Origin of the sequence: Microbacterium murale (genome assembly GCF_014635185.1) — a bacterium.
GTDB lineage: Bacteria > Actinomycetota > Actinomycetes > Actinomycetales > Microbacteriaceae > Microbacterium > Microbacterium murale.
Genome location: NZ_BMCM01000001.1, coordinates 45506 through 56897, shown reverse-complemented (window position 1 = coordinate 56897; position 11392 = coordinate 45506). Strand labels below are relative to the sequence as shown.

17 protein-coding genes are annotated in these 11392 nt (G+C 63.8%); all 17 read left to right on the top strand.

Features of this window, described 5'->3' with window-relative positions:
• Positions 1 to 161 precede the first annotated feature (161 nt).
• The 17 genes from rpsL to rplN all read left to right on the top strand — a co-directional run bounded on the left by rpsL (position 162) and on the right by rplN (position 11391).
• The gene (rpsL, locus tag IEV67_RS00330) at positions 162 to 530 is read left to right on the top strand and encodes a 30S ribosomal protein S12 (RefSeq protein ID WP_033106047.1); all 369 of its coding nucleotides are present in this window, start codon (positions 162 to 164) and stop codon (positions 528 to 530) included.
• A 5-nt stretch (positions 531 to 535) separates the two neighbouring features.
• Complete coding sequence (gene rpsG / locus IEV67_RS00325) at positions 536 to 1006, top strand: 30S ribosomal protein S7 (RefSeq protein WP_033106048.1); 471 nt, start codon at positions 536 to 538, stop codon at positions 1004 to 1006.
• A gap of 91 nt (positions 1007 to 1097) precedes the next feature.
• Positions 1098 to 3212: an elongation factor G gene (gene fusA / locus IEV67_RS00320; RefSeq protein ID WP_188434548.1), complete on the top strand. Its 2115-nt coding sequence runs from the start codon at positions 1098 to 1100 to the stop codon at positions 3210 to 3212.
• 147 nt (positions 3213 to 3359) lie between these two features.
• On the top strand, positions 3360 to 4550 hold the full coding sequence (gene tuf / locus IEV67_RS00315) for an elongation factor Tu (protein ID WP_188434547.1): 1191 nt from the start codon (positions 3360 to 3362) through the stop codon (positions 4548 to 4550).
• A gap of 152 nt (positions 4551 to 4702) precedes the next feature.
• Positions 4703 to 4915, top strand: a complete 213-nt coding sequence (locus tag IEV67_RS00310; protein WP_188434546.1) for a hypothetical protein — start codon at positions 4703 to 4705, stop codon at positions 4913 to 4915.
• A gap of 740 nt (positions 4916 to 5655) precedes the next feature.
• Positions 5656 to 5964 (top strand): 30S ribosomal protein S10, encoded by a 309-nt coding sequence (gene rpsJ / locus IEV67_RS00305; protein ID WP_030147986.1) that lies wholly within the window; start codon positions 5656 to 5658, stop codon positions 5962 to 5964.
• A gap of 8 nt (positions 5965 to 5972) precedes the next feature.
• On the top strand, positions 5973 to 6632 hold the full coding sequence (gene rplC / locus IEV67_RS00300) for a 50S ribosomal protein L3 (RefSeq protein WP_188434545.1): 660 nt from the start codon (positions 5973 to 5975) through the stop codon (positions 6630 to 6632).
• A gap of 3 nt (positions 6633 to 6635) precedes the next feature.
• The gene (gene rplD, locus IEV67_RS00295; protein ID WP_188434544.1) at positions 6636 to 7298 is read left to right on the top strand and encodes a 50S ribosomal protein L4; all 663 of its coding nucleotides are present in this window, start codon (positions 6636 to 6638) and stop codon (positions 7296 to 7298) included.
• Positions 7295 to 7618 carry a 50S ribosomal protein L23 gene (gene rplW / locus IEV67_RS00290; RefSeq protein ID WP_033106054.1) on the top strand — a complete coding sequence of 108 codons (324 nt, stop codon included), beginning with the start codon at positions 7295 to 7297 and terminating at the stop codon, positions 7616 to 7618. Before rplD ends, rplW begins: the two co-directional genes overlap by 4 nt.
• Positions 7619 to 7639: 21 nt before the next feature.
• Complete coding sequence (rplB, locus tag IEV67_RS00285; RefSeq protein WP_188434543.1) at positions 7640 to 8479, top strand: 50S ribosomal protein L2; 840 nt, start codon at positions 7640 to 7642, stop codon at positions 8477 to 8479.
• Positions 8480 to 8491: 12 nt separating this feature from the next.
• Positions 8492 to 8773: a 30S ribosomal protein S19 gene (rpsS, locus tag IEV67_RS00280; protein WP_033106056.1), complete on the top strand. Its 282-nt coding sequence runs from the start codon at positions 8492 to 8494 to the stop codon at positions 8771 to 8773.
• 25 nt (positions 8774 to 8798) lie between these two features.
• Positions 8799 to 9197: a 50S ribosomal protein L22 gene (gene rplV / locus IEV67_RS00275; protein ID WP_188434542.1), complete on the top strand. Its 399-nt coding sequence runs from the start codon at positions 8799 to 8801 to the stop codon at positions 9195 to 9197.
• Complete coding sequence (rpsC, locus tag IEV67_RS00270) at positions 9197 to 9946, top strand: 30S ribosomal protein S3 (protein ID WP_188434541.1); 750 nt, start codon at positions 9197 to 9199, stop codon at positions 9944 to 9946. Before rplV ends, rpsC begins: the two co-directional genes overlap by 1 nt.
• Complete coding sequence (rplP, locus tag IEV67_RS00265; protein ID WP_033106059.1) at positions 9946 to 10365, top strand: 50S ribosomal protein L16; 420 nt, start codon at positions 9946 to 9948, stop codon at positions 10363 to 10365. The genes rpsC and rplP overlap by 1 nt, the downstream gene beginning before the upstream one ends.
• On the top strand, positions 10365 to 10682 hold the full coding sequence (gene rpmC, locus IEV67_RS18895) for a 50S ribosomal protein L29 (protein ID WP_036275974.1): 318 nt from the start codon (positions 10365 to 10367) through the stop codon (positions 10680 to 10682). The genes rplP and rpmC overlap by 1 nt, the downstream gene beginning before the upstream one ends.
• Entirely contained in the window at positions 10682 to 10996 is a 315-nt protein-coding gene (gene rpsQ, locus IEV67_RS00255; RefSeq protein ID WP_188434540.1) for a 30S ribosomal protein S17, read from the top strand. Before rpmC ends, rpsQ begins: the two co-directional genes overlap by 1 nt.
• Positions 10997 to 11022: 26 nt before the next feature.
• Entirely contained in the window at positions 11023 to 11391 is a 369-nt protein-coding gene (gene rplN, locus IEV67_RS00250; RefSeq protein WP_033106061.1) for a 50S ribosomal protein L14, read from the top strand.
• The last annotated feature ends 1 nt before the right edge of the window (position 11392 follow it).

Genomic DNA, 11392 nt, shown 5'->3' with positions numbered 1-11392 from the left:
GTGTGTGCACGTCTCGGCGTGCCTGCACACGGGCTCCGGTCCATACCGGTCTGCCCCCACGGCATACCCATCACACCAAAAGCACGTCTGATCAGGCGTGCCGGTGGGTCATGATGTGAAACCCATCACGCTGTCACCGTGCAGCATTATGAGGAGAGAACGTGCCAACTATTCAGCAGTTGGTTCGCAAGGGACGCTCGCCCAAGGTCACCAAGACCAAGGCGCCAGCACTCAAGTCGAACCCGCAGCAGGCCGGGGTATGCACCCGCGTCTACACCACCACCCCGAAGAAGCCGAACTCGGCGATGCGCAAGGTCGCTCGTGTGAAGCTCCGTAACGGCGCAGAGGTCACCGCCTACATTCCCGGCGAGGGCCACAACCTGCAGGAGCACTCCCTGGTGCTCGTGCGCGGCGGTCGTGTCAAGGACCTCCCCGGTGTGCGTTACAAGATCGTCCGTGGCGCCCTGGACACCCAGGCAGTCAAGAACCGTAAGCAGGCTCGTAGCCGCTACGGCGCGAAGAAGGGTTGAGTTAGATGCCTCGTAAGGGTCCCGCCCCCAAGCGTCCCGTCGTCAACGACCCGGTATACGGCGCTCCGATCGTCACCTCGCTGGTCAACAAGATTCTTGTCGACGGCAAGAAGTCGCTCGCCGAGTCGATCGTCTACGGCGCCCTCCGCGGCGTCGAGGCGAAGAACAGCCAGGACGCTGTCGCCACACTGAAGAAGGCGCTCGACAACGTGCGCCCCACCCTTGAGGTCCGCAGCCGCCGCGTCGGTGGCTCGACCTACCAGGTGCCGGTCGAGGTCAAGCCTCACCGTGCGAACACGCTCGCCCTGCGCTGGCTCGTCAGCTACGCCAAGGGTCGTCGTGAGAAGACCATGACCGAGCGCCTCCAGAACGAGATCCTGGATGCCTCGAACGGCCTGGGCGCTGCGGTCAAGCGTCGTGAGGACACTCACAAGATGGCCGAGTCGAACCGCGCGTTCGCTCACTACCGCTGGTAAACAGCTTCGCTCGGTCAGGGGCGGTCTCCGCCCCTGACCGAGCACCCTTCACCTCGTCGCTCAGCGACATCACGAAGATAAGGACACTCCTGTGGCACAAGACGTGCTCACCGACCTGAGCAAGGTCCGCAACATCGGCATCATGGCGCACATCGATGCCGGCAAGACCACCACCACCGAGCGCATCCTGTTCTACACGGGCGTCAACCACAAGCTCGGCGAGACGCACGATGGCGCCTCGACGACCGACTGGATGGAGCAGGAGAAGGAACGCGGCATCACGATCACGTCTGCCGCCGTGACCTGCTACTGGGACAAGAACCAGATCAACATCATCGACACCCCCGGTCACGTGGACTTCACCGTCGAGGTGGAGCGTTCGCTGCGCGTCCTCGATGGCGCAGTCGCCGTCTTCGACGGCAAGGAGGGCGTCGAGCCCCAGTCCGAGACCGTCTGGCGTCAGGCCGACAAGTACAACGTCCCGCGCATCTGCTTCGTCAACAAGATGGACAAGCTCGGCGCCGACTTCTACTTCACCGTCGACACGATCATCAAGCGCCTCGGTGCGAAGCCCCTCGTGATCCAGCTGCCCATCGGCGCTGAGAACGACTTCGTCGGCGTCATCGACCTCGTCGAGATGCGTGCGCTCGTCTGGGAGGGCGACTCCAAGGGCGACGTGACCATGGGTGCCAAGTACGACATCCAGGAGATCCCCGCCGACCTCAAGGAGAAGGCTGCCGAGTACCGCCAGCTGCTCCTCGAGACCGTCGCCGAGACCGACGACGCGCTGCTCGAGAAGTTCTTCGGTGGCGAGGAACTCACCGTCGCCGAGATCAAGGGCGCGATCCGCAAGCTGACGGTCGCCTCTGAGATCTACCCGGTGCTGTGCGGTTCGGCGTTCAAGAACCGCGGCGTGCAGCCGATGCTCGACGCGGTCATCGACTACCTGCCGAACCCCCTCGACGTCGGTGCCATTCAGGCGCACGACCCGAAGGACTACGACACGATCATCGAGCGCAACCCTGACTCGAACGACCCGTTCGCGGCTCTTGCGTTCAAGGTCGCCGTGCACCCGTTCTTCGGTCGCCTGACCTACGTCCGCGTCTACTCGGGTCACCTCGATTCCGGCTCTGCGGTCATCAACTCGACCAAGGGCAAGAAGGAGCGCATCGGGAAGATCTTCCAGATGCACGCCAACAAGGAGATCCCTGTTCCCTCGGTCACCGCCGGAAACATCTACGCGGTCATCGGTCTGAAGGACACCACCACCGGTGACACCCTGACCGACCCGGCAGCGCCGGTCGTCCTCGAGTCGATGACGTTCCCCGAGCCTGTCATCGAGGTCGCCATCGAGCCGAAGACCAAGGCCGACCAGGAGAAGCTGGGTGTCGCCATCCAGAAGCTCGCTGAAGAGGACCCGACCTTCCGCACGGAGCTCAACCCCGAGACCGGTCAGACGACCATCAAGGGCATGGGCGAGCTGCACCTCGACATCCTCGTGGATCGCATGAAGCGCGAGTTCAACGTCGAGGCGAACGTCGGCAAGCCTCAGGTGGCGTACCGCGAGACGATCAAGAAGTCGGTCGAGAAGTACGACTACACCCACAAGAAGCAGACGGGTGGATCGGGTCAGTTCGCGAAGATCCAGTTCAACATCGAGCCGCTCGACCTGGACGCCGAGAAGACTTACGAGTTCGTGAACGCCGTCACCGGTGGTCGCATACCGCGTGAGTACATCGGCTCGATCGATGCCGGTTTCCAGGACGCCATGAACGTCGGCGTTCTCGCCGGCTTCCCGATCGTGGGCGTCAAGGCGACCATCGTCGATGGTGCGGCGCACGACGTCGACTCCTCGGAGATGGCGTTCAAGATCGCTGGATCCATGGGCTTCAAGGAAGCTCTCCGACGCGCGAACCCCGTTCTTCTCGAGCCGCTCATGGCCGTTGAGGTCCGTACACCCGAGGAGTACATGGGCGACGTGATCGGCGACCTGAACTCGCGTCGTGGCCAGATCCAGTCGATGGAAGATGCCACCGGCATCAAGATCGTCCGTGCACAGGTTCCGCTGTCTGAGATGTTCGGATACATCGGCGACCTGCGCTCGAAGACCTCTGGTCGCGCGGTGTACTCGATGGAGTTCCACTCCTACGCCGAGGTCCCCAGGGCCGTGGCAGACGAGATCGTCCAGAAGACCAAGGGCGAGTAAGCCCTTCCGTCCGGGCGGCCTGCGGCCGCCCGGACAACACACAACTTCACAAAGCTCTCTCTACTAAACTGAGAATCAAACCCCGTAGGGAACCGGTCACAATCCAGTGCTCGGCAATCTCTACACGAACGTCCTGAGGAGGACCAAGTGGCCAAGGCCAAGTTCGAGCGCACCAAGCCGCACGTGAACATCGGAACGATCGGTCACGTCGACCACGGCAAGACGACGCTGTCGGCAGCCATCTCCAAGGTGCTCGCTGACAAGTACCCGTCCGACACCAACGTTCAGCGTGACTTCGCTTCCATCGACTCGGCGCCGGAAGAGCGCCAGCGTGGTATCACCATCAACATCTCGCACATCGAGTACGAGACCCCGAAGCGCCACTACGCGCACGTTGACGCCCCCGGCCACGCCGACTACGTCAAGAACATGATCACCGGTGCAGCCCAGATGGACGGTGCCATCCTCGTGGTCGCCGCCACCGACGGCCCGATGGCTCAGACCCGTGAGCACGTTCTGCTCGCGAAGCAGGTCGGCGTGCCGTACCTGCTCGTCGCACTGAACAAGAGCGACATGGTCGACGACGAGGAGATCCTGGAGCTCGTCGAGCTCGAGGTTCGCGAGCTGCTCGCAGCCCAGGGCTTCGACGAGGACGCACCCGTCGTCCAGGTCTCGGCACTCAAGGCGCTCGAGGGCGACGAGAAGTGGGTCGAGAAGATCGTCGAGCTCATGCAGGCTGTCGACGACAGCGTTCCGGACCCGGAGCGCGACCGTGACAAGCCCTTCCTCATGCCGATCGAGGACGTCTTCACGATCACCGGTCGTGGAACGGTCGTCACCGGCCGCGCCGAGCGCGGCACCCTCGCCATCAACTCCGAGGTCGAGATCGTCGGCATCCGCCCGACGCAGAAGACCACGGTCACCGGTATCGAGATGTTCCACAAGCAGCTCGACGAGGCATGGGCCGGCGAGAACTGCGGTCTGCTGCTCCGCGGCCTCAAGCGTGAGGACGTCGAGCGCGGCCAGGTCGTCGTGAAGCCGGGCTCGGTCACCCCTCACACGAACTTCGAGGGCACCGCGTACATCCTCTCGAAGGACGAGGGTGGCCGTCACAACCCGTTCTACACGAACTACCGCCCGCAGTTCTACTTCCGCACCACCGACGTAACCGGCGTCATCTCGCTGCCCGAGGGCACCGAGATGGTCATGCCTGGCGACACCACCGACATGACGGTCGAGCTGATCCAGCCGATCGCCATGGAAGAGGGCCTCGGCTTCGCCATCCGTGAGGGTGGACGCACCGTGGGCGCCGGTACGGTCACGAGCATCATCAAGTAAGCATCTGCTTCTCAGCAAAGGGGTCGAGCCTTCGGGCTCGGCCCCTTTGTCGTCGGTGCGAGTGGTGCAGGGTTCCCTTCGCGGCGGATGCCGGGCACAATGAGAGGCGTCGGCATACTCGGTCGACGTCACAACCTCAAGGGGGACCCGATATGGGCATCGACGACATCGCGACCAAGGGCAAGGACCTGTACGAGCAGAACAAGGACAAGATCGCCGAGGCCGTCAAGAGCGAACAGGCCGAGGACATCAGTGACAAGGTCCTCGACGGCGTGGCCGACTTCGCCAAGAAGCTGGCGCCGGGTGCTGCTGACAAGATCGACGAGATCCGCGACGGCGCCGACAAGGCCGTCGGCAACGAGTAGACACTTTTCTCTGAAAGGGACGACGCACTTCTTCAGTGCGTCGTCCCTTTCCGTGTAGCATGAGCTAGGCCGCCTGGGGATCTCGCGGCCGGGTACGTCGAAGGGGTTCGACGAACCGAAACGCACGGCTGGGGCCGTGCTTGAAAACTGGGGAACGATCTTGGGGAACATCGTGTGTCGTGCGCCATCTGTGCGCCGATGCCTCGCTGCGCCATCGCGCAGGCGCCCCGCCGTGCCCTTGACGAGGATTCGGGCGTCCCTTCACGTCCGGATCCTTGCGTTCGGCGTGCCCCCTCGCGCTGAACGCGTCCCCAGGCAGGGCGGAGCATGGGGATGCTCCGCCCTGCCGCCGGGGTGACCCGTCGACACGGTCACGGAACGACTCGGGTAGGCTCGCGGAGCGGATCCGCAAACCGCGACACGCCCGGGTTTGCGTAAGTGAAATCCGGCTGGCAGAATAGACAGGTTCCACATTCCGGCGGTGCACTTTGTGTGCCCATCGGATCACCACCAGGGCAGTGCATAGGCGGCGTCATCTTCTCGGAGATCGCGCGCAGGGACCTAGGCCGCGGGTGGCAGAACAGCAACCACCTCCTCACGGAGGTTCTGCCGTGCGTCGAGAGACGTGCGGGCTGACAGAAGAAGAGTGATGCCCGGCGCGAACAGCGTCGACGTGCGTCCAATGCCCCTGGGTCACCCGGCCCAGGACGGTAAGACGCCTTAAAGAGAGTGAACAGACAATGGCGGGACAGAAAATCCGCATTCGCCTGAAGTCGTATGACCACGAGGTCATCGACTCGTCGGCGCGCAAGATCGTAGACACCGTGACCCGTGCGGGCGCGACTGTCGTCGGCCCGGTGCCGCTTCCGACCGAGAAGAACGTCGTGTGCGTCATCCGGTCGCCCCACAAGTACAAGGACAGCCGCGAGCACTTCGAGATGCGCACCCACAAGCGTCTGATCGACATCGTCGACCCGACGCCCAAGGCAGTCGACTCGCTGATGCGTCTCGACCTTCCGGCTGACGTCAACATCGAGATCAAGCTCTGAGGATCGACATGGCTGACATCAACGCAAAGATTTCAAAGGGAATGCTGGGCACCAAGCTCGGCATGACCCAGGTGTGGAACGCGGACGGCAAGCTCGTCCCCGTCACCGTCATCGAGCTGGCACCGAACGTGGTCACCCAGATCCGCACCCCCGAGAAGGACGGCTACAACGCCGTTCAGATCGCGGCAGGTCAGATCGACCCGCGCAAGGTCAACAAGCCCCTCACGGCCCACTTCGAGGCTGCCGGCGTCACGCCGCGCCGCCACGTCACCGAGATCCGCACTGCGGATGCTGCTGACTACTCGCTTGGTCAGGAGCTCACGGTCGACGGCCTCTTCGAGGCGGGCCAGCTGGTCGACGTCGTCGGCACCAGCAAGGGCAAGGGCACCGCGGGTGTCATGAAGCGCCACAACTTCAAGGGCGTTTCGGCATCCCACGGTTCGCACCGCAACCACCGCAAGCCCGGCTCGATCGGCGCGTCCTCGACCCCGAGCCGCGTCTTCAAGGGCATGCGCATGGCCGGCCGTATGGGCGGCGAGCGCGTGACCGTTCTCAACCTGACGGTGCACGCCGTCGACACCGACAAGGGACTGCTGCTCGTCAAGGGCGCCGTTCCCGGTGCTCGTGGCCGCATCGTCTACGTCCGCAACGCAGTGAAGGGGGCCTAGTCCATGGCTGACTCGTCTCTCGCGCTCGACGTCCTCAAGGCCGACGGCAAGAAGGCAGGCTCGATCGAGCTGCCCGCCGCGCTCTTCGACGTCAAGACGAACATTCCGCTCATCCACCAGGTCGTCGTCGCGCAGCTCGCGGCGGCTCGCCAGGGCACCCACTCGACCAAGCGTCGCGGTGAGGTCTCCGGTGCCGGCCGCAAGCCCTTCAAGCAGAAGGGCACGGGTAACGCCCGTCAGGGCTCGATCCGCGCGCCGCACATGACCGGCGGTGGCATCGTCCACGGCCCGAAGCCGCGTAACTACTCGCAGCGCACGCCCAAGAAGATGATCGCGGCCGCCCTCCTGGGCTCGCTCAGCGACCGCTTCCGCGGCGACCGTCTGCACGCCATCGAGTCCTTCGGCATCGACGGTGCACCTTCGACGAAGGCTGCCGTGAGCTTCCTCACGACAGTCGTCACGTCGAAGAACGTGCTCCTCGTGATCGAACGAGGCGACGACATCACCACGAAGAGCATTCGCAACCTCGCGAACATCCACGTGCTGACGTTCGACCAGCTCAACGCGTACGACGTGCTCGTCTCTGACGACATCGTCTTCACCAAGGCCGCGCTCGAGGGCTTCATCGCCTCGAAGACCGGCACAACCGAGGAGGTCTCGGCATGACCGAGCAGGTAGGCGCCCTCCAGTCGGCGTTCAACAAGGACCCCCGCGACATCATCCTGAAGCCGGTCGTCTCTGAGAAGAGCTACTCGCTGATCGACGAAGGCAAGTACACCTTCCTCGTCGACCCGCGTGCTACGAAGACCGAGATCAAGCTCGCCATCGAGAAGATCTTCGGCGTCAAGGTCGCGTCGGTCAACACGATCAACCGCGTCGGCAAGGCCCGTCGCACCCGCTTCGGCACGGGAAAGCGCAAGGACACCAAGCGCGCCATCGTGAGCCTGAAGTCGGGCACCATCGACATCTTCACGGCAATCGGCTGATCCGGGGGATAAAGGACAATCATGGCTATTCGCAAGTACAAGCCCACGACCCCGGGTCGCCGCGGCTCGTCGGTGGCTGACTTCGCCGAGATCACTCGATCGACGCCGGAGAAGTCGCTGCTGCGCCCGCTCTCGAAGACCGGTGGTCGCAACAACCAGGGCCGCATCACGACCCGTCACATCGGTGGTGGCCACAAGCGCCAGTACCGCGTCATCGACTTCCGTCGCAATGACAAGGACGGCGTCAATGCCAAGGTCGCTCACATCGAGTACGACCCCAACCGCACCGCACGCATCGCGCTGCTGCACTACTTCGACGGCGAGAAGCGCTACATCATCGCGCCGAACAAGCTGAAGCAGGGCGACGTCGTCGAGTCGGGTGCATCGGCTGACATCAAGCCGGGTAACAACCTCCCGCTGAAGAACATCCCCACCGGTACCGTGATCCACGCGATCGAACTCCGCCCCGGCGGCGGTGCCAAGATGGCTCGTTCCGCGGGTGCATCCGTTCGTCTCGTCGCCAAGGAAGGCATCTACGCGCAGCTCCGTCTGCCGTCGGGTGAAATCCGCAACGTCGACGCACGCTGCCGCGCAACGATCGGCGAGGTCGGCAACGCCGAGCAGTCGAACATCAACTGGGGCAAGGCCGGCCGTAACCGCTGGAAGGGCATCCGCCCGACCGTGCGTGGTGTGGCCATGAACCCGGTCGATCACCCGCACGGTGGTGGTGAGGGTAAGACCTCCGGTGGTCGTCACCCCGTCACCCCCTGGGGTCAGGCAGAGGGTCGTACCCGTCACGCCAACAAGGAAAGCGACAAGTACATCGTTCGTCGTCGCACCGCGTCTAAGAAGCGTAAGTAGGAGTAGAAGAAGATGCCACGGAGTCTCAAGAAGGGCCCCTTCGTCGACGAGCACCTGCTTCGCAAGGTCGTCGTGCAGAACGAAGCCGGTTCCAAGAACGTCATCAAGACCTGGTCTCGCCGGTCCATGATCATCCCGGCCATGCTGGGTCACACGATCGCGGTCCACGACGGTCGCAAGCACATTCCTGTGTTTGTCACCGAGACCATGGTCGGTCACAAGCTGGGCGAGTTCGCGCCCACCCGCACCTTCCGCGGCCACGAGAAGGACGACAAGAAGGGCCGTCGCCGCTGACGCGGGGACGATAGAGGAGAGAGAAATGGTGGAGTCCATCGCACGCGTGCGACACATCCGCGTGACCCCTCAGAAGGCTCGTCGTGTCGTCGCGCTCATCAAGGGCAAGCAGGCCCAGGAGGCTCTTGCGATCCTGAAGTTCGCAGCACAGAGCGCCAGTGAGCCGATCTACAAGCTTGTCGCGTCGGCCATGGCCAACGCGCAGGTGAAGGCGGATCGTGACGGCGAGTACCTCGACGAGCAGGACCTGTACGTGGTCAACGCGTACGTCGACGAGGGCACGACGCTCAAGCGTTTCCGCCCCCGCGCACAGGGTCGCGCTTTCCAGATCAAGAAGCGCACGAGCCACATCACGGTCGTGCTCTCGACGCCTGAGGTTGCCACGGCAGCCGAGGGCGAAAGCAAGAAGAAGGCGAGCAAGTAATGGGACAGAAGGTAAACCCGTACGGCTTCCGCCTCGGAATCACGACGGATCACGTCTCGCGTTGGTTCTCGGACTCGACCAAGGCAGGTCAGCGTTACGCCGACTACGTGGCCGAGGACATCAAGATCCGTAACCTGCTCAAGAAGCAGCTCGACCGCGCCGGTGTCTCGAACATCGAGATCGAGCGCACCCGTGACCGCGTCCGCGTCGACATCCACACCGCCCGTCCGGGCATCGTGATCGGTCGTCGTGGTGCTGAGGCCGAGCGCATCCGTGGCGACCTCGAGAAGCTCTCGGGCAAGCAGATCCAGCTGAACATCCTCGAGGTCAAGAACCCCGAGGCTGACGCTCAGCTCGTCGCACAGGGCATCGCCGAGCAGCTCTCTGCTCGCGTGGCGTTCCGTCGTGCGATGCGCAAGGGCCTCCAGGGCGCGCAGCGCGCTGGTGCCAAGGGCATCCGCATCCAGGTCTCCGGCCGCCTCGGCGGCGCCGAGATGAGCCGTTCGGAGTTCTACCGCGAGGGTCGTGTGCCGCTGCACACGCTGCGCGCGAACATCGACTACGGCTTCTACGAGGCACGGACCACCTTCGGCCGCATCGGCGTGAAGGTCTGGATCTACAAGGGCGATCTCACCGCCAAGGAGCTTGCTCGCGAGCAGGCCAACCAGAAGCCTTCGCGCGACCGTGGCGGCGACCGTCGTCGTGGCCCGCGCAACGAGGCACCTGTTGCAGAAGGAGCGTCGGCATAATGCTCATCCCCCGTAAGGTCAAGTTCCGCAAGCAGCACCACCCGGGTCGTACCGGGCACGCTACCGGCGGCACGAAGGTCTCCTTCGGCGAATACGGCATCCAGGCCCTCACGCCCGCTTATGTGACCAACCGTCAGATCGAGGCAGCTCGTATCGCGATGACGCGTCACATCAAGCGCGGTGGAAAGGTGTGGATCAACATCTACCCGGACCGTCCGCTCACGAAGAAGCCGGCCGAAACCCGCATGGGTTCCGGTAAGGGTTCGCCTGAGTGGTGGGTCTCCAACGTCAAGCCGGGTCGCGTCCTCTTCGAGGTCGCAGGCGTCAGCGAGGAACTTGCTCGCGAAGCACTGACCCGAGCCATTCACAAGCTGCCTCTCAAGGCACGCATCATCAAGCGCGAGGAGGGCGACGCGTAATGGCGATCGGCACCAAGGAGCTCGCTCCGGCAGAGCTCGACACGTTCGAAGACCAGCGCCTCGTCGAGGAGCTGCGTAAGGCCAAGGAGGAGCTGTTCAACCTCCGTTTCCAGTCGGCCACCGGCCAGCTGGAGAGCCACGGCCGCATCCGCGCCGTCAAGCGCGACATCGCGCGCCTGTACACCGTGATCCGCGAACGCGAGCTGGGCATCCGTGCGACGCCTGCCGCTGCACCGGCCCCGGCCAAGAAGGCGTCCAAGTCGAAGGCGAAGAAGTCCGAGGATGCCTCGGCTGACGCCGAAGGGAAGGCTGAGTAATGGCCACCAAGAAGGAAGCGGCAGTGGAAGCTCCCGTCTCGCACGATGTGCGTGACGAGAACGCCCGCGGCTACCGCAAGACGCAGCGCGGCTACGTCGTCAGCGACAAGATGGACAAGACCATCGTCGTCGAGGTCGAAGACCGCGTGAAGCACCCGCTCTACGGCAAGGTCATCCGCCGTACCGAGAAGCGCAAGGTGCACGACGAGACCAACTCGGCGGGCATCGGCGACCTCGTTGTCATCAGTGAGACCCGTCCGCTCAGCGCCACGAAGCGCTGGCGCCTGGTCGAGATCGTCGAAAAGGCCAAGTAAGCCTCCGGCTTGCTTAAGGAGTAATAGTGATTCAGCAGGAATCCCGCCTCAAGGTCGCCGACAACACCGGTGCGAAGGAGCTTCTCACGATCCGCGTTCTCGGTGGCTCACGCCGCCGTTACGCAGGTCTGGGTGACACCATCGTCGCTACGGTCAAGGACGCGATCCCGGGCGGAAACGTCAAGAAGGGCGACGTCGTCAAGGCGGTCATCGTCCGTACCAAGAAGGAAGTCCGTCGTCCGGACGGCTCCTACATCAAGTTCGACGAGAACGCCGCCGTCATCCTGAAGACCGACGGGGAGCCTCGCGGCACCCGCATCTTCGGACCGGTCGGCCGTGAGCTTCGCGACAAGAAGTTCATGAAGATCGTCTCGCTCGCGCCGGAGGTTATCTGAT

What these genes read in the sequence shown, in the direction of transcription:
- rpsG (WP_033106048.1), top strand. Translation starts at nt 536, where the DNA reads ATGCCTCGTAAGGGTCCCGCCCCCAAGCGTCCCGTCGTCAACGACCCG.
- IEV67_RS00310 (WP_188434546.1), top strand. Translation starts at nt 4,703, where the DNA reads ATGGGCATCGACGACATCGCGACCAAGGGCAAGGACCTGTACGAGCAG.
- rpsJ (WP_030147986.1), top strand. Translation starts at nt 5,656, where the DNA reads ATGGCGGGACAGAAAATCCGCATTCGCCTGAAGTCGTATGACCACGAG.
- rplC (WP_188434545.1), top strand. Translation starts at nt 5,973, where the DNA reads ATGGCTGACATCAACGCAAAGATTTCAAAGGGAATGCTGGGCACCAAG.
- rplD (WP_188434544.1), top strand. Translation starts at nt 6,636, where the DNA reads ATGGCTGACTCGTCTCTCGCGCTCGACGTCCTCAAGGCCGACGGCAAG.
- rplW (WP_033106054.1), top strand. Translation starts at nt 7,295, where the DNA reads ATGACCGAGCAGGTAGGCGCCCTCCAGTCGGCGTTCAACAAGGACCCC.
- rplB (WP_188434543.1), top strand. Translation starts at nt 7,640, where the DNA reads ATGGCTATTCGCAAGTACAAGCCCACGACCCCGGGTCGCCGCGGCTCG.
- rpsS (WP_033106056.1), top strand. Translation starts at nt 8,492, where the DNA reads ATGCCACGGAGTCTCAAGAAGGGCCCCTTCGTCGACGAGCACCTGCTT.
- rplV (WP_188434542.1), top strand. Translation starts at nt 8,799, where the DNA reads ATGGTGGAGTCCATCGCACGCGTGCGACACATCCGCGTGACCCCTCAG.
- rpsC (WP_188434541.1), top strand. Translation starts at nt 9,197, where the DNA reads ATGGGACAGAAGGTAAACCCGTACGGCTTCCGCCTCGGAATCACGACG.
- rplP (WP_033106059.1), top strand. Translation starts at nt 9,946, where the DNA reads ATGCTCATCCCCCGTAAGGTCAAGTTCCGCAAGCAGCACCACCCGGGT.
- rpmC (WP_036275974.1), top strand. Translation starts at nt 10,365, where the DNA reads ATGGCGATCGGCACCAAGGAGCTCGCTCCGGCAGAGCTCGACACGTTC.
- rpsQ (WP_188434540.1), top strand. Translation starts at nt 10,682, where the DNA reads ATGGCCACCAAGAAGGAAGCGGCAGTGGAAGCTCCCGTCTCGCACGAT.